Genomic DNA, 21,354 nt, shown 5'->3' on the forward strand with positions numbered 1-21,354 from the left:
TTCTTATTTCAAAACCATTACTTCACTTTAATTCTTTTAACTTCTTCACCTTTCTCTTCAGGGCATCCTTTTTCTCAGGGCATCCTTTTTCTCAGGGCATCCTTTTTCTCAGGGCATCCTTTTTCTCAGGGCATCCTTTTTCTCAGGGCATCCTTTTTCTCAGGGCATCCTTTTTCTCAGGGCTATACTCAGGCAAAACCCCAGCCCTCCGTAAAGGATTGTGAACCCGAAAACAGCCATCAGAAAGCTGCCTGTTGAGAGCATCATTTTACTCCACCTCCTTATTGATAAAAGGCATCAGTAGTTCCGAATAACCCAAGTTCCGAATGCTGAATTTGGCAGTCATCAAATATTTATGATTTACCGAAAAAAAGATCTAATGAACCATGGAATTCGTTTGTGATGCCAACCAAAAACGACTCCATGGCCATAGATACAGCCAGCTTGATGGCTGTATCCTCTGAATTGTTTCGCAAATATGATATAATAACTTTGCCAGAATCTGCAAATTATGAATGTCAGGACATTTTAAACGTGTTATTACATGCCTCAACATTTTCTACAAACTCTCTTGAATCTGCAAGTAATGACCTCAAAAGCAAAAATCCTGACTTAAGAATCCCCTCAGCAGATACTATTTTCAATTACATCAAAGACAATAATATTGAAGATACTCTTTCTGCTTTCAGAAAAATGAATTTTGAGATTTTCAAGATGATGAAACTTGAAAACACTGTTCATGACATAGCTATTGATTTTCATGATGTTCCATTTTATGGAGACAAAAATACTCCCGGAATTAGGGGCATAAAACCAAAGAATGGCAGTTCGTGGGGTAAATCGTTTTGTACCCTGGATATAATTGGAACTTCTCACTTGACACTTGACGTAATCGACATTAATAGTTTGAACAAGAATTATTCTCTATTCATCGAATCTTTATTCGAAAGACTTAAGGCAATAGGTGTAAAAACAGGGACATCATACCTTGACAAGGAATTTTGTAATAGAGCTGTGATTTCAAAATTAGATGAACTTTAAAGTCAATTTTTGTTTATAGCAGCTAAATCACAATCACGGTTATCAATAGAGAACTTAAAAATCATCAAAAAGAATGGGGAAATACTTCAGTAATTTTTGAATATCAATTTAAGCAAGGAGGACCTTYCTTTCAATATTGTGGCAATATATGATGATAAAAAGGAAAAGTACATCCTGTTTGCTACAAACAAAGAGGCAGAATCAACTGAGAAATTTGAAAAGACAATTCCTGAAGAATACCGAAAAAGATGGAACATAGAAACTGGCTATAGAGTGAAAAACGACTTCAAGATACGAACATGTACAAAATCACCAGTAGCAAGAGTATTGTTCTTTGTTATTCAATGCATCATGTACAATGTTCTAAATATGCTAAAGTCAGTTATCGAAATTACAGCTTATGAGCTAAAATCATTAATAAATGAAGACATAAACAAAGCTGTTAGATATGGGCTAAAATCGCTGAATTTTATTCCAGTTAAGGTGTTACTGGAATGTTTGAGATGGTTTAATGAAGAACGAAATCGAGTGCTACGCCACTCGATTAACTACAATATAACTTGTATTGAATTAAAAATTGCTAACTTAATAGCTTATGCTATAAAATCACTCGATAAAAAATTATTTTTTGAGAACTGTTAGTGGAAATTATAGATTAAGAATTTTAAACTCTAACCAGTAATAGAAAATATTTTGAAAATGAGTGGGTAAAAAGTAAAATCAATATGTTTTTGTCATTCGGAAGTAAGCCTGATCGGAACTACTGGGCATAAGGAAAGAGATAAGAATTCCAAGGACAATTACTCCGGCTCCGATCATCAGGGCTGCAGTATCATAACCTTCATAGGGTGTAACCAGGTTTGACCGGGTCTCTATGTAAACAATATACAGAAGGATAACCGGAATTACCACTTTTATGCAGATGTCCCACCAGGTTCCAGCCCTGATATCCGAATAATTATTGACCCATTCTCTTGTCTTATCTGCACCATAGATCCAGCCGATTGCAATGGTTTCGAGAATTCCCACTATAATTAGTCCATAGGTATTGATAAAGTGGTCTATGATATCAAGCCAGTAAATCCCTGCCTTGGTCGCATAGATCAGGCTAAAGAGCAGTCCAAAACCGATAGTTAGGTCAACTGCCCTGCTCCTTTTCATCTCAAATTTGTCCATTATTGATGAGGCAAATGCTTCCACAAGGGAAATGAGGGAAGAAAGGGCTGCAATAACGATGCACAGGAAAAAAGTAACTGCAGTAAGGACTTTTAATCCGGGGAGCATGTTGAGAGCTTCTGGTAGTACCACAAAGGCAAGGCCTATACTCTGGGCCACTACTTCTTCAATTCCGAGCCCTTTGGCATAGGCCATGTAACCGAGAGTCCCGAAAATCGCAAAGCCCATTGTGAAACTGAAAGCCCCGTCTGCAAGGCTGACAATGAAAGCGTTGTTTACGATATCACTCTTTTTTGGAAGATAGCTTGAGTAAGTAATCATTATTGCCATGCCAAGACTCAGGCTGTAAAACGCCTGTCCATAAGCTGCCTGCCAGACCGTTATGTCCGTGAGTTTGCTGAAGTCCGGCTTCAGGTACCATTCTAGTCCATTGATTGAACCTTCAAGGGTTATTGCTCTGAATACGAGTACGATTAAAAGAACCCAGAGAAGAGGAATAAAGATTTTACTTGACCTCTCAATTCCCGCCTGCACACCTTTTTTTTCGACTACCCAGATAATCAGCCAGGTAGCCAGCAGCCCTATAAAGACCGGATAGGAAAAGTTCCCCAAATTCCAGGGAGAATCGGAAACATGTAACAGTTCGTTATTGAAAAAGGTTCCCGTGTCCGCACCCCAACCGAGTGTAAACGCTTTTAAAAGGTAGACAAGGCTCCAGCCCACTATTACAGAGTAATAAGTCGTAATTATAAAGCTGGCAATTACACCCCACCAGCCTATCCACTCGAAACTTTTATTTGCCTTTTTAAGTGACAGGGGAGCTGAGCCGAGAAACTTGCTTCCAAGTCCGAACTCAAGTATCATAAGAGGAATACCAGCAGTCAGAAGAGCGACAAAATAAGGGATCAAGAAAGCTCCTCCTCCGTTTTCATATGCCACATAGCTGAACCTCCAGATGTTTCCGAGGCCGACTGCAGAACCTATTGCTGCAAGAATAAATCCAACTCTGGTGTTCCAGACTTCTCTCACCACCAAAAATCACATCCTATAAGCTTTTTTTTAATATCACACCTGGAGCAGGGAAGGTTAAAAAGATTAATCGACAAGATAACTGCAAATGAATAAAAAGGACCTTATTCATTCGGTAGACTCACAGCTACTGCCATAAACATAACCTTAAACTATCTGTTCCAACCGACATTCCACAAATGTCCACAAAAATAAAATTATTTTTATTCCATATATAACTGTTCAATAATAATTGAAAGTTGTTATGGCAAATTCGTTGATTCTTAAACACAGCACAAACCGAATTTTTCACTATGCCCATATTTTGAAGAGGAGCATATCGGGTTTACCAAGTTCCATACTACAAATAATGTGAATACCTTAGAAGCCACCTATAAAACGAGAATCATATGTCCACTTGCCATAATGTCCACAGACCCATTACAACCTGATACTGTACCTTTTGGTTAAAGCGTATCAACATGTTTTCGCTTATTCGACTTCACGATTTTTACGACGGTTCACTTCACGTTCTTCATAGCATTCTTATCCTAACCAATTGTCAAAGTCAAGCTCCTTGATTTCTTGTATTGTCTTGAGAGCTTCGCACACAAACGTTACCATTTATGCATTATACTTCAAATACTAATAATAAAACAACAGTAGTTCCGAATAACCCAAGTTCCGAATGCTGAATTTGGCAGTCATCAAATATTTATGATTTACCGAAAAAAAGATCTAATGAACCATGGAATTCGTTTGTGATGCCAACCAAAAACGACTCCATGGCCATAGATACAGCCAGCTTGATGGCTGTATCCTCTGAATTGTTTCGCAAATATGATATAATAACTTTGCCAGAATCTGCAAATTATGAATGTCAGGACATTTTAAACGTGTTATTACATGCCTCAACATTTTCTACAAACTCTCTTGAATCTGCAAGTAATGACCTCAAAAGCAAAAATCCTGACTTAAGAATCCCCTCAGCAGATACTATTTTCAATTACATCAAAGACAATAATATTGAAGATACTCTTTCTGCTTTCAGAAAAATGAATTTTGAGATTTTCAAGATGATGAAACTTGAAAACACTGTTCATGACATAGCTATTGATTTTCATGATGTTCCATTTTATGGAGACAAAAATACTCCCGGAATTAGGGGCATAAAACCAAAGAATGGCAGTTCGTGGGGTAAATCGTTTTGTACCCTGGATATAATTGGAACTTCTCACTTGACACTTGACGTAATCGACATTAATAGTTTGAACAAGAATTATTCTCTATTCATCGAATCTTTATTCGAAAGACTTAAGGCAATAGGTGTAAAAACAGGGACATCATACCTTGACAAGGAATTTTGTAATAGAGCTGTGATTTCAAAATTAGATGAACTTAAAGTCAATTTTGTTATAGCAGCTAAATCAAATCAGGTTATCAATAGAGAACTTAAAAATCATCAAAAAGAATGGGGAAATACTTCAGTAATTTTTGAATATCAATTTAAGCAAGGAGGACCTTCCTTCAATATTGTGGCAATATATGATGATAAAAAGGAAAAGTACATCCTGTTTGCTACAAACAAAGAGGCAGAATCAACTGAGAAATTTGAAAAGACAATTCCTGAAGAATACCGAAAAAGATGGAACATAGAAACTGGCTATAGAGTGAAAAACGACTTCAAGATACGAACATGTACAAAATCACCAGTAGCAAGAGTATTGTTCTTTGTTATTCAATGCATCATGTACAATGTTCTAAATATGCTAAAGTCAGTTATCGAAATTACAGCTTATGAGCTAAAATCATTAATAAATGAAGACATAAACAAAGCTGTTAGATATGGGCTAAAATCGCTGAATTTTATTCCAGTTAAGGTGTTACTGGAATGTTTGAGATGGTTTAATGAAGAACGAAATCGAGTGCTACGCACTCGATTAACTACAATATAACTTGTATTGAATTAAAAATTGCTAACTTAATAGCTTATGCTATAAAATCACTCGATAAAAAATTATTTTTTGAGAACTGTTAGTGGAAATTATAGATTAAGAATTTTAAACTCTAACCAGTAATAGAAAATATTTTGAAAATGAGTGGGTAAAAAGTAAAATCAATATGTTTTTGTCATTCGGAAGTAAGCCTGATCGGAACTACTGAACAAATGAGAATATCTAAATAGTAAAAGTACATATTTTAGCTGTAAAAGTCTTCTTTAAGAGGACATCGTGACTATTAGCTATCTGGAGCGAGCAGTAGGGCGATGAAAACTCCTATGACCAGTTTAAGGTATTTATCCTGAAGCATATTTTTATTTTTTCATATGTTTTTTTATAATATTGTAATCTACTTATAACTCTCTTGAGATCTCAGTGTCGTTTTTTCCATGATAGCTTAAAAGTATGATTTTTGATCTTTCGACAATGCTTGCTGCTTGATTTCTAGAGCGGCTAAGCTTGATAAGATAGTCTAAATCTTTTTGAGTGAATGATAATTGGGGCGACGGCTTATACGAGGCATAAGGTAGTTTAAAGGTAGTTTATTGAATGATTAATATAATTATTTTATGGATTTATATTAGAATCTATGCACTGGCTTGCGACACTTCAAGCAACATTAAAGCTAAAGCTTACCTCTATTTTTGCTATTATTAACTTTGACTTTGTCCCAGCAGTTAATATTCTATCAGCGCTACCACGAGCACAATTCTAACGTTGACAAAATATCATCTTAAACCGGATGCGTGGCAACAATATCGATAATTCAGATTTAGGAACTATTCAACCACCAAATAATCAACATCAAGAGCCTTAATAGAAAACGTCGAACAAGATTCCATATGATTACCTAAACTTGAGATAATGAAAATGATCTCAGCTTATAAATGTAAATTCTACAGGATTTACGGTATTCCTTCATCAATCTTAAAAGAAAAGATGAACCACTGAAAAACCTACAAACGGAAAGAAAGGAATTAAGGGATAATTTTCTGCGTTTTCTTTGTTTTCCATGATTATGAAAAATTGAGTAACTAAGTGTGGATATTTTCATTTTAACTATAATTATTTTTTTAAATAGAAATTAATTAGTGAGTTTACTATAACATTGGAGCAGGAAAATGGATACAATTCTACTTTTTGGGTTTATATTAACATTTTTTGGTATAGTTTACCTTTTACTTAAAGGGACAGGTAAAATTTCAGATAAAGATACCGATATTCAAATCATGAACTTCAGATTAAAAGGAAGTTCAGGCATAATTGTTGTTGTATTAGGGGTTTTACTTATTGTATTAGGAGCTGGTTTGCTACCTGGCACAAATACTAATAATACACCCGATACAAAATTTGATACTCCTGTTGACATAAATAATGGCAACAGGACACCTGTAGATGTTGTTTTCAAATTTGAGGATATAGTTCCCGAAATAGAAGTATCTGACAACCGTTTGCGTGAAGCTTCTCCTAACACTGTCTACAAGAGTTCACCCTATATTGACGTTGGTGGAGAAAATAGCTTCAGGTGGAGGGATGTAATGGGATTTGACCTGAGCGAATACAGCAGTGATACTTCTATCAAAAATGCAGCCCTTTCACTCTACTGGTATTATCCAGCAGGAAAAACAAGACCTGAGGATACCATTATTGAGGTTTACAGACCTGCTTCCACATGGAACTCAGACTACATAAGCTGGAATAAAAAGGACAAAGATGTTTCATGGAAAAATCCTGGAGGAGACTGGTATGATAAAAATGGTGTTCCTCAGGGCAGCACTCCATATGCTACAATAACTATTGAAGGCAGCAATCTCCCTGACAACAGGTATTACGAGCTTGATGTAACCGATCTCGTAAAAGAGTACACCAGTGGGAAGTATGAAAACACGGGATTTCTGATAAAAGCCCGTACAGAGAGCAATAACTATATTGCATTCTATAGCAGTGACTGCGGAAACGAAGGTCAAGAGCCAAAACTTCAACTGGTATACAGCTAAAGGAATAAATGTTTTTTTAGGAGGGGTTCTGAAATTCTGGTTATAGGAAATGTTAATTTCTTAATGCTTGCTTTTCGGAAAAGCCTTCTATTTTTTAGTATTTTATACAATTTCTATGCATTCCAAAATTTAAAATTCAGATGTTTTTAAATAAAATTTTGTGGTGGGTGTCCACCATGTCCCCTGATCTCGTATTCCTTATTGTAAGATTTTCGGGTTAAGCTGCAAGGTCATATAAATAGATACCATTGTCAGTCGCACCATTAACATAGTTCTTATCTATTCCCCATACAACAGTGTTATTGTATACTTCTGGTGTCGTATAAACTTCTTTAGGATAGTTATATACCAGTGTGCTTTGTCCTGTAGTCATGTTATATACATATACTCCGGGCTTGCCTTCATAATCGTCAACAGCTTTATTGTATACAATCTTATCATTCTGTATGGCGATGTGTGTCCCTGTACTGGCCCCGTATTCATTTCCATTTGGATCGGTGTCAAGTGGATGTGTGACATCTATGGTTTTATTTGTTGACGTGTTATATACCACAATATATCCCTGATGGTTATATGCGTCAGACCAGATGACTTTAGTGCCCCATATACGCGGTATGTTCGGATCTCCATATGAAGCGACAGTTACTTTTTCCTTCGTATCGATGTCGTACATTCTGATTGTTATATCCACTTTCGGATCTTCTGAATATGAGTAATACACCACTTTTGTGTTATATATATCAGGATTACTGCCGTTCCCTATTTTTGTCTGTGTGGATGTAGATATGTTCCTCAGATACACACTATCATTTGCACTCCAGACGATTCTGTTGCCGTAAATAGCAGGTTTGCTAAATTGGTCTACATTCTGTGTGATGTAACTTTTTGTGGCTGTTGGTATATCGTATACAGCAAGCCTTGGTGTTCCACTGCTTTCATCACGCCACACTAACTTGTTGTCGTAAATATCCGGACTGGATGCCCCAGAAGAACTAAACGTAGTGTCTGTTCTGTTGTTCATGTCGTATAGATGAATAACAACCCCATTTGCCCATACTACCTTGTTACCATAAACAGCAGGATCATATCCAGTGCCAATTTTCGTAACTTGAGCCGCTGAAGCTGCGACTGAGATTAATATCAAAAAAACAAAAACCAGGAATACTGAAGCTGAAGCTGTAGAACATAACTTCCCCTTATTTATCATTTATTTCCCCCAGGTAGCTTTATTTTTCAAAGTTAATGTACATTTTATAATTCGGATATTTTTCAGGTTATGTGATAATATCTGAATCCTTTTATTACTAAAGTCACATTAATCCAAACCTGGACTATTTGCCCAAACAATTATGTGATAAATTAGTAAAGATACTAAGTAATTATATAATTTATATAATTATGTGAATAAAATATTTTCGAACCTTTGTTACATATCAATTTTTATTAATAATTATAATTACAGACTTCAATTCGATATCAAAAATTGCTTTAAGACCTGAGGTAAATGGAAAATTAAAAAAACAGCAATATCTCAGAAACATCATTATCAAGATGCACAACATTGCACATCAGGCGGTAGGCTCTCTCATTACAGAAAATACGGTTATATCTTCATTGTTTTTGTCATAGAAGATGATTTCGTCATATTTGTGGTCACTGGATTCATTAAGTTCGATACCTACCGAAATTTCATCATTTTCGTCTCGCATGAACCACCCTGTAAGCTCAACGCTGACTAAATCTTCTAAATGGTTTAATATAACCCTATCGTTTCCCCAATTTTCTTTCAAAAATTTAAAAAGTTGATCGAAAACTTTGGTATTTCGATACACTCCAAAATCATCTAACTCAAATTCTACCATGTTATATCCCCTTCTAACGTATTGAGATGATTAATGTGAACTACCCCTAAACTAAAGACTTACAGCTTCTCATTTCATAGAAGACCATCAACATCTCCATGAGCGTTAATTCGGGCTATACCATCCCTACTGAGTTCTGTCCATTCGTCCGTTTAGGTTTAACATGACATCAGTTTCGGCTTTACATGAATACGAACTTGGTACAGTGGATTTATTCAAAACCTATCGAGCCAGATGGTAAACTCTTGGAAAATGGTTGCTTGGTTTTCACATACCTTAATCTAATATAATATTAGACGATGGTACATATGAAGGCAACGCATATCAAAAATTATGTTGAGGAAGTTGACGCTTATATCCCATGAAATTAAGATTTCATGGGTTTTACACTTCTTCCTATAAAGGGATTAGGTTTCTAGGGTTCTGTGTAGTCTTCGAAAGAAAAAATAGAAAAAAATTGAGTGAACCGGATTTTTCAGGCCGCCCACTTTTACACAGTAAACATCTCACTCCAGAACCTGTACAAAGCCCTGGTACCATCAACACGTACATACTGGCCTTCTTTTAATATTCTGGTGACATTTTCTATGCTGACAACGGAAGAAATACCGTATTCCTGCGCAATGACCGTGCTGTGTGTCACCATACCCCCAAGAGAGCGTAGAATATATAATTTTTTAATTTTATTTATCATTTTATAATAAGGATTTTGAAAGAATGCCGTGACTCCCTCTATTAAATGTGGTCTTCTGCCTCCTGAGAACAAAACGTTTTATACCCTTTTATAAATACCAAAGAAATCTACCCGCTTAAAATATAAAATTTTCATGAAGATTTTGGTAGTCCATTTAAAAGACTCCCCATTATTCAAAGTTTACCTATTATTCTACTTCTGTATCTTCGTAATTTCCCCGACCGAGAGTACAATAAAGTTTTAATTGAATACAATACTGTTATTTTTGTAAAAATTCCGTAAAAATAAAGCGAGGGAAACCATGAAGGTAGTCGGAATATCATCAAGCCCAAGAGGCAAAAACAGTAATACCTTAAAACTGCTGGATGCAGCCCTGGAAGGAGCCGCAAAAGCAGGAGCCGAAGTTGAGTCTATTGATGTTGCAAAATTAAAGATCAAATACTGCACAGCATGTAATACCTGCCAGGAAACAGGCGTATGCTCAATAAAAGACGACTATAATGGTGTGCTGGAGAAGCTGCTGGATGCAGACGGCATAATCTTTAGCAGTCCCAATTACATAACAAATGTAACAGCCCAGCTCAAGACCCTGTTCGACAGAAGTCCACTTGTTATTCATGAACAGCTCTTTGAAGGGAAATACAGCCTTTCCTTAACAACTGCAGGCAGTGATGAGCTCGATTTTGTCCTTCGCATTATGGATAATTTTATGATACACTGCGGAGGCAATGTCATCGGAGGAGTGGGATGTTCAGTAGCACGGGGTCCCGAAGCAATGGAAGAAGCCCTTGAAAAATCGCGTGAAATGGGAAAAGACCTTGTTGAAGCGATAAAAGATAAGAGAAAATATTCAGAACAGGAAGCTGTACATCAGGCATGGAGAGACCATTTCAAGTATGTTATCCTTGCCAATAAAGACAACTGGACGCACAACTGCAATTACTGGATCGAAAAAGGCTGGATTAAAGAATAAGATTTTCAGGCTTGGTACCGGGAAAAGTGATACAATGGGGAAAGCTGCGATGTTAAGCGTTGAAGACATGGGGGAAAAGCTTTCCGAAGCCGGCAGGCTAAAACTGCGCCCTCTCTGTGTCTATGGCACGAATGTGCTTCCAGAAGGAGCAGTTCCATCTTACACGGTAGACCGCTGTGTAGCAAAAACAGTCTATACTGCCGCCCTCTTGAAAAGGCACACTGGACTTCCGTGGGGGTGCTGCAGAACATCTGAAAGCAACTCCTGAACTGTTCGATGAGCAGAAAGAACGTGCAGGGAAAATTACTTCTCACGGAAAATACACAGTTATTGTCCCATGTAACGATGAAGTTCCATCTGAAGCTGTCAGAGCCTTTATCCTGTTCGCGGGCGCTGAACAGATCCAAAATCTTTGCGGGCTGGCTCAATTCAGCAACTCTGATCCTTTCTTCAGGACGATAATACCCGGAGGACCGGTCTGTTCCACAATGATTGCTTTTCCGGCAGGTATGGCCGAAAATGCTCCAGAAGGCTCAGCTTATGTCGGGTCTGTAGATCCGACAGGGAACCCCTGGCTTCCATCCGATTTGATAATTATGGGCATCCCTGCAGGGCTTGCGCAGCAGATGGCAGCCGACCTGGAAGAGTCCTTTATCTGCAAACAGAGCAGGATAGCATATCCTGAAAACCGTATTCTCATAAAGCCTCCTGCTACAGATACGCCAAAACAAAAATGAAACATGGTCTGAAATAAAATGTCCTGGCATATGCGGAGGATACGAAATTATTTAATAAAAGAGCCCAATTCTCAGAAAGTCCGAGATCTATTCGCCAGGCGTTCGGAATTAAAACCCCTCTCCTGCGTTTATTATCGACTAATCTTACGTTCATCTTCTAACTATCATCAATCCATTTTAGCAATTTTGGTGGTCTTTTGTCTTCAAAAATTAACCGTGAAACTTTTATAAGGTCTATTGCAGACCTTCTCAGAAAAGCAGAAATCGATCTTCCCGCTGATGTGGTTGACGCTCTGAAGAAAGCCGAAGCTCGGGAAGAAAGCCAGGTTGCAAAGTCCCAGCTTCAGGCAATCCTGAAGAATATCGAGCTTGCAAAAAATCATGGAGTTCCCATATGCCAGGACACAGGTATCCTGATCTTTTTTGTCGAACTTGGAACAGAGTTTCAGCCAGGCTTTGACCTTGAAGCCGCAATCCGGGAAGCTGCTGTCCTCGCAACCCGAGAAATCCCACTCCGCCCGAATGCTGTGGACCCCCTGACCCGAAAAAACAGCGGGGATAATACCGGCGCAGGAATCCCTGATATTAACTGGAAACTTGTGCCCGGAAAAGAGCTCAAGATCACGGTCGCTCCGAAAGGTGCGGGTTCAGAGAATATGAGCGCTCTCAGGATGCTGAACCCGACCGAAGCAGGCAGTATCAAAAACTTCGTGCTCAAAACGGTGATTAATGCAGGTGGAATGCCCTGTCCTCCCCTGACTCTTGGTGTAGGGATCGGAGGTTCCTTTGACAAAGCCGCCAGGCTTGCAAAAGAAGCCCTGCTTGAACCCCTCGACACTCTCATGAACGAGTTTGAAAAGGAAATCCTTGATGCAGTAAACACCCTCGGGATCGGCTGTATGGGCCTTGGAGGCAGCACAACCGCCCTTGCCGTGCATGTGAAAACCGCAAACTGCCATACGGCCTCCCTTCCTGTTGCCGTAAACATCCAGTGCTGGGCGAACAGGCATGCTTCAGTCGTGTTCGGAGGGGAAGAATAATGGAGTATCATTTACAGACCCCGTTGAAGATCGAAGATATAGAGAAACTCAATGCTGGAGACATTGTTTTTATCTCCGGAGAGATCCTGACAGCCCGGGACGAAGCCCACGCCAGAATTCTGGAAATGAAAGAAAAAGGAGAAGAACTTCCTTTCTCCCTTGAAGGGGCAGTTATCTATCACTGCGGCCCCCTTATGCAAAAAACAGGAAAAGGCGAAAAGGAAGAATGGAAAGTCGTCTCCGCAGGCCCCACAACCAGCGGCAGGATGTCAAAAATGACTCCTCCTCTCCTGAAAGCTCATGAAGTCCGGGCAATTATCGGAAAAGGTGGAATGAAAGGAGTCGCAGGCGCACTGAAAAACAGGTGTGTCTACCTTGCATACACTGGAGGATGCGCCGCCCTTGCCGCAGAACTGATAAAAGAGGTGAAAACCGTCCACTGGCTTGACCTTGGTATGCCTGAAGCTGTCTGGGTGCTAAAGGTTGAGAAATTCGGACCTCTCATTGTAGGAATCAATACAAAAGGGGAAGATATTTTTGCAGAGGTCAGAGAAAAAGCTGAAAAAGTGTTTGCAGAAATGAGGAAGTCAACTACCCCTGAGCTAAAGACTCAGGGGCATGTTTAACAAGCCCTGGTTGACCAGATCACCGATAAGGAGCTTTGGAAGATCGGTAAACGATAGGAAAAAAATAATTACCTTGAATGTCGCTTCAGTTTAAGGCTCTAAGGATGCCGGTTAAACAGTCCTGAGAGGTAGGGACAGTGCTTGCATCGTTAAACCTTTCCATATCAGATCAAGAGGAGGACGAATTCCGGAATTGACTTGTTCCAACTTCACGAAGTTGAAGTCCTTCCAACTACGCTGTAATACTCCAACTTCACGAAGTTGGAGTCCTTCCAACTACGCTGTAATACTCCAACTTCACGAAGTTGGAGTCCACAATTTGGATACGCATAACTCTTCGGATGAAGACTATATGTTAGTTTTCGTAATCAATCAAAACAAAAAACCACTAATGCCCTGTAAACCTTCAAAAGCCAGAAATTTACTGCAAGCAGGCAAGGCAAAAGTGGTCCGAAATACGCCATTCACAATTAAGTTATTTTTCGGAAGCAGTGGGTATACTCAACCTGTGACTGCAGGGATGGATACCGGCTCTAAGGTAGTGAGCTGTGCAGCCATTGCTAACGGAAAAGTGTTGTATCAGTCCGAAATTTACCTGAGAGAAAACGTTTCAAAAAAGATGCAACAACGGAAGATGTACAGGAGAACCAGAAGATGTAAAAAAACAAGATATAGATCTGCAAGATTTGATAACCGGGGAAATTCAAAGAAAGAAGGAAGATTAGCTCCTTCTATCCGAAGCAAACTTGAAGCTCATTTCTGGGAAAAGAGGTTTGTGGAATCCCTGCTTCCTGTAACGGCATGAAAGGTAGAACTTGCTTCCTTTGATATTCACAAAATAATAGATCCAGAGGTTTCCGGAAAAGGATACCAGGAAGGGGACCTTAAAGGGTTCTACAATGTCAAAGCTTACGTTCTGGACAGGGATAGCTACACCTGCCAGCACTGCAGGGAAAATCAAAGGATTCCTGGCTGCATTGCCATCATATCGTTTTCAGATCAAACCAGGGAACAGGTACCGGAAAACCTGATAACGCTCTGTGGAACCTGTCACAAAACCTGCTCAATGGATAATTCAAACTCTCAGGAAACAAGTCAAAAACAAAACATGCAACTGAAATCGGGATTCTAAAATCCCAAATCCGGAAATCCGGCTGGAATTTTGCAGAGACTTTCGGATACGAAACCAAGTACAGGAGAGAGCAGGTCTTGAAGTTATTAAAAACACATTACTTTGACACAAATGGGGTCAAACAGTATATTTTCGCTAATTTTGACAAGATCAATAGCTTGATTGTAACAAGAATGAGTGAGATTTCGTAGTATTTATAATAATGTTTTTTTGTATTGATGTTATTTATCAAACTCATTTTGGCTTAAAATCAAGGAGATAATTCTCTGAGATAAGTGGATACTATCAAAATTGTAGATACAATTTAAAATTTTATACAGATTTCGATGTTAGTTATGAATTTTCATTTTTTCAAATTAGATTGTATCTCAGCAAGGCGTTTCTTGTAACTTTGCACTGCATAAGTTGTAAAAATATGCCAAAGTTTGGTATTATTTCTGCGCCGTAGAGTCTAAGAAATACACCCCTTAACCCGGAGATCGGTTTTGAATCCCTGCATTATAAAACGCCTCCACCAGCTTGCCTGGCAGCCCTGAAAAAAAAGCACTTTTTAAGTAGAATACTTTTTTGTTCTCGTTCTTCCCGTTTTTTATTGCTCTAACATCCCGTCCTTTAACCTGATCACCCTGTCAGTATATTCCGCGTGCCAGTCTTCATGCGTAACCATTACGATTGTCTGCCCCAATTCGGTGTTAAATTTCTTGAAAAGGTCTAGAACTTCCTTGGAGTTTTTAGAATCCAGGTTGGCGCAGGGTTCGTCGGCGAAGAGGATGACAGGGTTGTGGGCAAGCGCCCTGGCGATGGAGACTCGTTGCTGCTGGCCGCCGCTCATTTTGGAGGGAAGCTGGGAAAGGCGGTCGCCAAGGCCTACGGCCTCCAGGATTTTGGCAGATGCTGATTCGTATTCTGCTTTGCTTTTGCCCTGCATCATAAGGGAGATGAAAACGTTTTCAGAGGCGGTGAGTTCGGGCAGAAGGGCATAGTCCTGAAAAACGTAGCCCAGGTTGTGGAGACGAAATCTGCCTTTTTCCCTGTCGAACATCAGAGAGGTATCGGCACCGTTGATGATGACTTTCCCGGAGTTGGGGGTATCGAGGAGACCGAGCTGATTTAAGAGGGTGGTCTTTCCGGAACCGCTTGGACCCATAATAGCAACAAATTCTCCGCGCTGGATTTTTAAGGAAATACCGCGGAGCACCCGTACTTCCACTTCACCCATCAGGAAGGTTCGGACAATATCAATGCCTTCGATGATAATGTCTACGTTTTTTTCATTGGGTGTTTTCACTGCAATTTCAATTCCAGCTTCTTTTTTTCGATCGGGCATGTTTTCAGTTCCAGTCTCAATGTTTTCCTTTCCAGGCTCATCTTCTATTTCTTTTTCCATTTCTTTTTCCATTTCTTTTTCCATTTTATCCATGCCTTAACCTCTCTTAACCTCTTTCTCATTTGCCCCAGATCAATTCCAGGAGGTCTTTTTGCGTCAGTGTGTAGGCAGGGATAACGGAGCCAATGATTGAGGCAAGGAAGAGGAGGACTGCACGGTTTATGGCTTCGGCATCGTCCAACTTCAGGCTCATGCTGCCGAGAGGTATGTCCACCGGGTGTGCTGCGGTGTAGGGGGCGAGCCCAAAACGCATGAAAATGAATCCGAGGATGACGCCAATTCCCGCGTAGAACATGGCTTGGAGCACAAAGGAAGCTATGATTACGTTCTGCTCTATCCCTATGGCTTTCTGGACTCCAATTTGCCTCTTTTTGTTAACGATGTTTACATAGATAACTACAAAGATGATCACGAAAGCTATCAGGAGACCGATCACGTTCATTATGTCCCGAATCATCCCAAGGGTGCTTTCGATCAGGCGGAGAATCCCTGCGAATTCGCGCCAGGTGCGAATGTTTTCCCTGATACCCAGAGAGAGGAGAGCCGTCCGGGTCTCATACTCATCCGTGCCTTCTGTTGTCTTAACAGCTATTTCCTGGGCAAAGTCTCTATTCTGTACGCCGAGCATTTCTTCCAGGTCCGCCCTGCTGATGTAGGCCCCGGCATCGACCATGAAGTAGCGGGTTGTGTAGATCCCCTTAACTCTGAACTCCCGGGTTTTGCCGTTGATTGTGATTTCCACCGTATCTCCCACTTCTACGCCACCCAAAGACCTTGATTCCATCAGGGCTCCAAAGCCGCCCGAAACTTCCCTGCCCAGGATTACCTCCCCACGGTCGGGCCCGCTCAGGAATTCCCCGCTTATGACGGCATCTTCGAGGTCTGTTACAAAGTTTTCATTCTCAGGATCAATCCCGTAAACCGTGACTCCCATTTCCTTTTCCTTGTAGTGGAAGTTCCCCGAGGTCTTCAGGCGAGCTGAAGTCCCGACCACCTGGGGAAGGCTTTCGATCTTCTTCTGGAGAGCTGATGCGTCCTCTATATAGCGTTCCTCTTCCCTGGGTTCGACCACGACGTTTCCGGTCTGAAAGTCCACCATAAGCTCGTTAAACTTGAGCGTGACCCCGGCTAACATGCTCGAAAAGAGCACAAGCTGCACGAAGATAAGGGTCAGCACAATGACCGTAAAGATTGTGATCCCCTTATTGCCTCTTGTTATGGTTCGGCCGGCAAGGAAGAAGGAAACTTTCGCTTTTTCAAGCATAATCAGGTGTCCTGCTTGGTTTATTCTGCTTCTAACTTTATTTTTAATGTGTTCTTTAGAGCTTTCCTTTCTTTTTCATGTAGAAGACTGTGGCTGCAAGAATCAGGACTGCTCCCAGTATAATGGGGATAATGCTCCCCTTCTGTCGGTCCACATTGAAGGTCAGGTCCTCGCTAAGCTGGTGCTCCCCGAAATCATCCTCGTATTCTACAAGCAGAGTTACTTCCTGGTATCCTGCTTTATCCGGAATGAAGATAAAGACTGCCGGGGCATCATCGTCTTTTTTCAGGCGTCCCAGGAAGGCTTCCGTGCTTCCCGAGCCTTCAAGCCCTTCAAGGTTGGCTTTCACGAAACGGGCTTCTCCTTCCCCTACATTTTCAAGCCGCAGGATCATGGAGACCTGCTGCCCTTTAACAGGCATCTGGGGATCGAATTTCAGGCTTGCAATGTTAATATTCGCCTGGTTCAGCACATTGACCCCTATTTCCTGGGCCTTGTTGATCTGGAAATCCTCGGCTTCGTTTGAAGCTGTGATCCTTAGGGGGATCTTGTAGGGCTGCACCTCTGCGTTACTGCCTAAAAGGAGTTTAAACGACAGGTTCTTAGAGCTTCCGGCTTTAAGGCCCTCAAAGAAACGGACATTGTCTTCGAGGGGGATAAGGGGAGAAGAACTGTTTAAGTCCAAGATAACCCTGACATTTTTTGCATTTCCGTTCCCTGCATTCTTAACCGTAGTCCGGAGGTAAAAGGCCTGTCCCGGGACCAGGGCATCAACCGAAGAGTTCTCTTTGTTTGTCGGAGTGATTACAGTCCCCGTGAGCACAATGTCAGGGTTTCCTTCCACTCTTATCGGAATCCTTTTCGAAAAGCTCACCCCGTCCCCGTCTACTATGGTAAACTCAAGCTGGCGGACTCCCGAAGTCGCCCTTTCGTCCACCCTGAAGTGGAAGTTAAGCTCTACTTTTGCGCGCTGCCTTATCTGTTCAATTTGAAAGACGCGCTCGGTGTTCGTCCCGGAACCGTAGACCTCTGAGGTGCTGTAAGTGAAAATAAAGGGATCTAGTTCCTCAATTCCTATTATCACATTTTCAGCAGGGTCGTTTCCGGTATTTTCTATGTTGATTTTTATGAGCAGATCTTCTCCGGGCCTGGCAGGGTTGGGGGTTATTTCCGAAACATACACCTCAAGATGGGTGTTTCCGGAGACCACAACCGCAGAAGCTGTAGGAGTCAGGAGGGTGGTTATCATCAGTATAGCTGCAAGAAAACAGAAGGCAGCTGTAGGAGATGTATCTGTTTTTATACATTTCTTCTTCACAGCCCGGATTTTTAGTTCTTGATGGGTGGACTTCATGGGCAACAATCCTTTTCTGGATATGAATTTTATAGGTAACAATCTATTGGAGTTGCTTATAACCGTTACACTTTATTTGCAACCTTTATCAGGTTGTATTTTTCATTCCTCAGATATCATTCTTTATTCCTCAGGTTTTATTTTTTATTTCTTAGGTTTTATTTCTCATTCCCCAGGTTTTGTTTTTCATATCTCAGATTTTATTCTTCATTCCTCATCCGGATTTTTATTCAAGCCAGGTTTCGGGTTTCCGGTTTAAATGGCTTGATTTTAGTCTTCGACCCCCCAATTCTCAAAATATTTTCTGGTCTCAGCTACAACAACCTTTCTCAACGCAAGGAGGGCTATCAGGTTCGGGATAGCCATCAGCCCGTTTACTATATCTGCCAGAATCCAGATAACGTCAAGGGTCAGGAAGGCTCCGGAGGCAACAATGAAAATGTAAAGGACCTTATATGGAAGAATTCCCCTGACCCCGAAGAGGAATTCCGTGCAGCGTTCCCCGTAATAGTTCCAGCCTATGATGGTTGTAAAGGCAAAGAAGATCAGGCCCACGGTCACGATGTAGCTCCCGAGGTCTGAGAGCACGGTGGAAAAAGCGTAGCTGGTCATGTAGGCTCCGGCAAGGTCCCCTGTCCAGGAATCCGTCATGATCAGCACAGTTCCGGTCATGAAGCAAACTACGATTGTATCGAAAAAGGTCCCTGTCATGGAGATCAAGCCCTGTTTTGCCGGCTCTTTGACCCTTGCGGCTGCGGCTGCTATGGGTGTACTTCCGAGTCCCGCTTCGTTTGAAAAGATCCCCCGGGCAATTCCCATCCGGATTGCAAGCATCATCCCGGCTCCAAGAAAGCCACCTTTTGCTGCGGTATCGGTAAATGCAGAACTGAGAATCAGAGAAAATGTTGCGGGAATTTTGTCAAGGTTCAGCCCGATAATCACAAGGCAACCCAGCACATAAGCCACTGCCATAAAAGGCACCATGAACTGGGCGACAGCCGCAATCCTCCTGATCCCGCCAAGTGTCACAAAAGCCACAAGCAGGCTCAGCACGGCTGCAGTCAGGATTTCAGGGATATTAAAAGCAATCCGAACCGAGTCCACAATTGCGTTTACCTGGGGAAAAGTCCCTATCCCGAAAAGTGCCACATTTACCCCGAAGATAGCAAAAAGAGGGGCAAGAATTTTACTATACTTTTTATGGCTCAGTCCGTTTTTAATGTAGTACATGGGACCCCCGGACATCTGCCCGTTTGCGTCAACTGTCCTGTATTTGACTGCCAGCAGGGCTTCGGAATACATGGTAGCCATCCCGAAAAAAGCGGCAAGGAACATCCAGAAAAGAGCTCCGGGCCCCCCTATCTTGATTGCAGTTGCCACCCCCACGATGTTTCCGGTCCCGATCGTTGCCGAAAGCGCCGTACTGAGCGCAGCAAAGCTTGAGACGTCCCCCAGAACTCCGGCTTCATATTTTCTTGAATTCAGGACATATTTGAGAGCTAGAGGCAGCCTGAAGATCTGGATCAGCCCCAGGCACCATGTCAGGAAAAAACCTGTCCCCACAAGCAAAATTAAAAGTGGAGGCCCCCAGACAAAGCTATCTATCTTTGAAAAAACATCAAGTACATTCATACCCAGCAAGTTCATCAAGACCAGCTCCGGTTAAAAGATTAATAAACGATTACCCCACTAATTATTTGTTTAAGGTTGGTATAACGTTGATGTCATTGTCTTCCTTATGCGGAATATTATTCTGGAATTTTAATCAAAATTATATATAGTCTATTATATTTAATTATGTTTAAGAGGCCATTTTCAAGAAGGCTTTTATAATTGCTCAAGATAGCATATACAACAATAACATATTGATTAAGAAGCATATGTACCATAATCTCAAGAAAATCTGCTCATTTTGGGGGATGTATAAAGACCACGGGCAGTAATGACCAGGGTTATTTGCAACAGAGGACAGATATTCTTTATGGAGGACATGGAATCTGGTTCCGGGCTTACGGTGTATTCCAAAATGAAATTTTCTGGGTTTATTTCCTTAATAGTTTTCATAATATGTATATTCCACTAACCAACACAAAATTCTCAAAAACAGCAAATTGTAATCAAAAATAAAAATCGGTGATAAACATGGTTGAGTATATGAATCTAAAGATCGGGGAAGCTGCAGGAGTGCTATACCACAGGCTGGAAGAAGGGGAATGTAGCCTGAACCAGATAAAAACTCATCTGGGCGCGAATGGCTTTGATTCCCAGATTGCTTTGATGGCTATTGGCTGGCTTTCCAGGGAAGACAAGATTAGAGTCAACAGGGAATCTAAGCGGTGGTCTGTCCAGTTGAATAAATAACCTTCGGCTAAAATAACCACCGCTACTCCCTGATTAATTGGTTGATATCATTCGGAAATGCTCGTAAATTGCATCTCGAGTTCTTTCTTTTCACACTCAGCTCTCCACTTGAACCCACCTACTTGAGTTGATAAAAAAGAATTCAATAGTCTTACTGGAAGCTCCAATACTAAAAATATCAACCATGGAGCAGGAGACAACCAGATTATCCCATAAAGTGATGATATACTTCTGACAATGATGTTTCTTAGTTAATCGTATACTTCTACATATTGAATTCGGAGCCCGAAATGAAGCAAAATAAACTCACTTTAAGTATCCTTGAAGGAAGGTTTGGAGTCTGCAAACTGGAAACAGGCTCTGAAATTCCTGCATGGGTGTGTGGGAGCAGTTTCTATTCGATTACGCGAACTCTTGAAGAACTTTCCGTCGTCTGCCAGGAAAGCAGTATTCCTTCAAATATTCCTGCAGGTACCCAGGTTGAAAGGGGCTGGAATTGCCTGAAAGTTGAAGGACCTCTGGATTTCGAGCTGACAGGAATCCTTGCAGAAATCAGCAGGACTCTGGCTGATAAAGGCATCAGCATATTTGCCGTTTCAACGTATGATACTGATTATATCCTAGTAAGGGAAAAAGACCTGGAATATGCAGTAAGAGCCCTTTTAAAGGAAGGCTACGAAATTCAAAAACCTTGAATTCGAC

The 21,354-nt window shown here is 40.9% G+C and carries 19 protein-coding genes and 3 pseudogenes; 12 read left to right on the plus strand and 10 right to left on the minus strand.

Annotated elements, in window-relative coordinates:
* Positions 1-159: 159 nt before the first annotated feature.
* Complete coding sequence (locus MSWH1_RS19150) at positions 160-267, minus strand: MetS family NSS transporter small subunit (RefSeq protein WP_156148146.1); 108 nt, start codon at positions 265-267, stop codon at positions 160-162.
* 135 nt (positions 268-402) lie between these two features.
* Between MSWH1_RS19150 and MSWH1_RS18275 the strand changes: the two are divergent.
* Positions 403-1,600 (plus strand): annotated as a pseudogene (locus tag MSWH1_RS18275) (ISH3 family transposase).
* Between the two features lie 161 nt (positions 1,601-1,761).
* Here MSWH1_RS18275 and MSWH1_RS10370 read toward each other — a convergent pair.
* On the minus strand, positions 1,762-3,249 hold the full coding sequence (locus MSWH1_RS10370; RefSeq protein WP_231591967.1) for a sodium-dependent transporter: 1,488 nt from the start codon (positions 3,247-3,249) through the stop codon (positions 1,762-1,764).
* Positions 3,250-3,989: 740 nt separating this feature from the next.
* Here MSWH1_RS10370 and MSWH1_RS18280 point away from each other — a divergent pair.
* Positions 3,990-5,180 carry an ISH3 family transposase gene (locus tag MSWH1_RS18280; RefSeq protein ID WP_082088035.1) on the plus strand — a complete coding sequence of 397 codons (1,191 nt, stop codon included), beginning with the start codon at positions 3,990-3,992 and terminating at the stop codon, positions 5,178-5,180.
* Positions 5,181-5,581: 401 nt separating this feature from the next.
* Here MSWH1_RS18280 and MSWH1_RS20865 read toward each other — a convergent pair.
* A pseudogene (locus tag MSWH1_RS20865) lies at positions 5,582-5,748 on the minus strand (IS630 family transposase); the annotation flags it as partial.
* 910 nt (positions 5,749-6,658) lie between these two features.
* Here MSWH1_RS20865 and MSWH1_RS20215 point away from each other — a divergent pair.
* A pseudogene (locus MSWH1_RS20215) lies at positions 6,659-7,222 on the plus strand (disaggregatase related repeat-containing protein); the annotation flags it as partial.
* A 217-nt stretch (positions 7,223-7,439) separates the two neighbouring features.
* Here MSWH1_RS20215 and MSWH1_RS10385 read toward each other — a convergent pair.
* The 3 genes from MSWH1_RS10385 to MSWH1_RS19665 all read right to left on the minus strand — a co-directional run bounded on the left by MSWH1_RS10385 (position 7,440) and on the right by MSWH1_RS19665 (position 9,730).
* On the minus strand, positions 7,440-8,429 hold the full coding sequence (locus MSWH1_RS10385; protein ID WP_048128295.1) for a hypothetical protein: 990 nt from the start codon (positions 8,427-8,429) through the stop codon (positions 7,440-7,442).
* 361 nt (positions 8,430-8,790) lie between these two features.
* Positions 8,791-9,084 (minus strand): hypothetical protein, encoded by a 294-nt coding sequence (locus MSWH1_RS10390; protein ID WP_048128298.1) that lies wholly within the window; start codon positions 9,082-9,084, stop codon positions 8,791-8,793.
* Positions 9,085-9,574: 490 nt separating this feature from the next.
* Complete coding sequence (locus MSWH1_RS19665) at positions 9,575-9,730, minus strand: PEP-utilizing enzyme (protein ID WP_197073969.1); 156 nt, start codon at positions 9,728-9,730, stop codon at positions 9,575-9,577.
* Between the two features lie 349 nt (positions 9,731-10,079).
* On the opposite strand from MSWH1_RS19665, the gene MSWH1_RS10395 reads away from it, so the two are divergent.
* The 7 genes from MSWH1_RS10395 (at position 10,080) to MSWH1_RS20580 (ending at position 14,185) form a co-directional block, all read left to right on the plus strand.
* Positions 10,080-10,751 carry a flavodoxin family protein gene (locus tag MSWH1_RS10395; RefSeq protein WP_048128300.1) on the plus strand — a complete coding sequence of 224 codons (672 nt, stop codon included), beginning with the start codon at positions 10,080-10,082 and terminating at the stop codon, positions 10,749-10,751.
* Positions 10,752-10,800: 49 nt separating this feature from the next.
* A complete protein-coding gene (locus MSWH1_RS20220; protein WP_231585499.1) occupies positions 10,801-11,019 on the plus strand; it encodes a hypothetical protein in 219 nt (72 codons plus the stop codon).
* Positions 11,020-11,053: 34 nt separating this feature from the next.
* Complete coding sequence (locus MSWH1_RS10400) at positions 11,054-11,488, plus strand: DUF169 domain-containing protein (protein ID WP_369798596.1); 435 nt, start codon at positions 11,054-11,056, stop codon at positions 11,486-11,488.
* Between the two features lie 197 nt (positions 11,489-11,685).
* Positions 11,686-12,528: a fumarate hydratase gene (locus tag MSWH1_RS10405; protein WP_048128301.1), complete on the plus strand. Its 843-nt coding sequence runs from the start codon at positions 11,686-11,688 to the stop codon at positions 12,526-12,528.
* Positions 12,528-13,154, plus strand: coding sequence for a FumA C-terminus/TtdB family hydratase beta subunit (locus MSWH1_RS10410; protein WP_048128303.1), 627 nt, complete (start codon positions 12,528-12,530; stop codon positions 13,152-13,154). The genes MSWH1_RS10405 and MSWH1_RS10410 overlap by 1 nt, the downstream gene beginning before the upstream one ends.
* A 352-nt stretch (positions 13,155-13,506) precedes the next feature.
* The gene (gene iscB, locus MSWH1_RS20225) at positions 13,507-13,959 is read left to right on the plus strand and encodes an RNA-guided endonuclease IscB (protein WP_048130400.1); all 453 of its coding nucleotides are present in this window, start codon (positions 13,507-13,509) and stop codon (positions 13,957-13,959) included.
* Positions 13,960-14,053: 94 nt separating this feature from the next.
* Positions 14,054-14,185 carry a hypothetical protein gene (locus tag MSWH1_RS20580; RefSeq protein ID WP_255350461.1) on the plus strand — a complete coding sequence of 44 codons (132 nt, stop codon included), beginning with the start codon at positions 14,054-14,056 and terminating at the stop codon, positions 14,183-14,185.
* A 690-nt stretch (positions 14,186-14,875) separates the two neighbouring features.
* On the opposite strand, the gene MSWH1_RS10420 is transcribed toward MSWH1_RS20580, so the two are convergent.
* The 4 genes from MSWH1_RS10420 to MSWH1_RS10435 form a co-directional block, all read right to left on the minus strand.
* The gene (locus tag MSWH1_RS10420; protein ID WP_369798597.1) at positions 14,876-15,613 is read right to left on the minus strand and encodes an ABC transporter ATP-binding protein; all 738 of its coding nucleotides are present in this window, start codon (positions 15,611-15,613) and stop codon (positions 14,876-14,878) included.
* Positions 15,614-15,731: 118 nt separating this feature from the next.
* Positions 15,732-16,937: an ABC transporter permease gene (locus tag MSWH1_RS10425; protein WP_048128305.1), complete on the minus strand. Its 1,206-nt coding sequence runs from the start codon at positions 16,935-16,937 to the stop codon at positions 15,732-15,734.
* Between the two features lie 55 nt (positions 16,938-16,992).
* A complete protein-coding gene (locus MSWH1_RS10430; protein WP_231585497.1) occupies positions 16,993-18,291 on the minus strand; it encodes a COG1361 S-layer family protein in 1,299 nt (432 codons plus the stop codon).
* A gap of 270 nt (positions 18,292-18,561) precedes the next feature.
* Positions 18,562-19,938 carry a sodium:alanine symporter family protein gene (locus tag MSWH1_RS10435; protein ID WP_048128307.1) on the minus strand — a complete coding sequence of 459 codons (1,377 nt, stop codon included), beginning with the start codon at positions 19,936-19,938 and terminating at the stop codon, positions 18,562-18,564.
* A gap of 495 nt (positions 19,939-20,433) precedes the next feature.
* Here MSWH1_RS10435 and MSWH1_RS10440 point away from each other — a divergent pair, with 495 nt between their 5' ends.
* Both MSWH1_RS10440 and MSWH1_RS10445 read left to right on the plus strand, forming a co-directional pair.
* The gene (locus tag MSWH1_RS10440; RefSeq protein WP_052722764.1) at positions 20,434-20,652 is read left to right on the plus strand and encodes a winged helix-turn-helix domain-containing protein; all 219 of its coding nucleotides are present in this window, start codon (positions 20,434-20,436) and stop codon (positions 20,650-20,652) included.
* A gap of 290 nt (positions 20,653-20,942) precedes the next feature.
* Complete coding sequence (locus MSWH1_RS10445) at positions 20,943-21,347, plus strand: ACT domain-containing protein (RefSeq protein ID WP_048128309.1); 405 nt, start codon at positions 20,943-20,945, stop codon at positions 21,345-21,347.
* Positions 21,348-21,354 lie beyond the last annotated feature (7 nt).

The organism is Methanosarcina sp. WH1, assembly GCF_000970005.1.
GTDB lineage: Archaea > Halobacteriota > Methanosarcinia > Methanosarcinales > Methanosarcinaceae > Methanosarcina.

Excerpts from the sequence above, each read along its gene's own strand:
- MSWH1_RS10410 (WP_048128303.1), top strand. The coding sequence starts at position 12,528 with ATGGAGTATCATTTACAGACCCCGTTGAAGATCGAAGATATAGAGAAA.
- MSWH1_RS10440 (WP_052722764.1), top strand. The coding sequence starts at position 20,434 with ATGGTTGAGTATATGAATCTAAAGATCGGGGAAGCTGCAGGAGTGCTA.
- MSWH1_RS10385 (WP_048128295.1), bottom strand. The coding sequence starts at position 8,429 with ATGATAAATAAGGGGAAGTTATGTTCTACAGCTTCAGCTTCAGTATTC.
- MSWH1_RS19665 (WP_197073969.1), bottom strand. The coding sequence starts at position 9,730 with ATGGTGACACACAGCACGGTCATTGCGCAGGAATACGGTATTTCTTCC.
- MSWH1_RS10420 (WP_369798597.1), bottom strand. The coding sequence starts at position 15,613 with ATGCCCGATCGAAAAAAAGAAGCTGGAATTGAAATTGCAGTGAAAACA.
- MSWH1_RS10445 (WP_048128309.1), top strand. The coding sequence starts at position 20,943 with ATGAAGCAAAATAAACTCACTTTAAGTATCCTTGAAGGAAGGTTTGGA.
- MSWH1_RS20580 (WP_255350461.1), top strand. The coding sequence starts at position 14,054 with ATGTCAAAGCTTACGTTCTGGACAGGGATAGCTACACCTGCCAGCACT.
- MSWH1_RS20220 (WP_231585499.1), top strand. The coding sequence starts at position 10,801 with ATGTTAAGCGTTGAAGACATGGGGGAAAAGCTTTCCGAAGCCGGCAGG.
- MSWH1_RS10425 (WP_048128305.1), bottom strand. The coding sequence starts at position 16,937 with ATGCTTGAAAAAGCGAAAGTTTCCTTCTTCCTTGCCGGCCGAACCATA.
- MSWH1_RS19150 (WP_156148146.1), bottom strand. The coding sequence starts at position 267 with ATGATGCTCTCAACAGGCAGCTTTCTGATGGCTGTTTTCGGGTTCACA.
- MSWH1_RS10390 (WP_048128298.1), bottom strand. The coding sequence starts at position 9,084 with ATGGTAGAATTTGAGTTAGATGATTTTGGAGTGTATCGAAATACCAAA.
- iscB (WP_048130400.1), top strand. The coding sequence starts at position 13,507 with ATGTTAGTTTTCGTAATCAATCAAAACAAAAAACCACTAATGCCCTGT.
- MSWH1_RS10430 (WP_231585497.1), bottom strand. The coding sequence starts at position 18,291 with ATGAAGTCCACCCATCAAGAACTAAAAATCCGGGCTGTGAAGAAGAAA.
- MSWH1_RS10395 (WP_048128300.1), top strand. The coding sequence starts at position 10,080 with ATGAAGGTAGTCGGAATATCATCAAGCCCAAGAGGCAAAAACAGTAAT.
- MSWH1_RS10435 (WP_048128307.1), bottom strand. The coding sequence starts at position 19,938 with ATGAACTTGCTGGGTATGAATGTACTTGATGTTTTTTCAAAGATAGAT.
- MSWH1_RS18280 (WP_082088035.1), top strand. The coding sequence starts at position 3,990 with ATGCCAACCAAAAACGACTCCATGGCCATAGATACAGCCAGCTTGATG.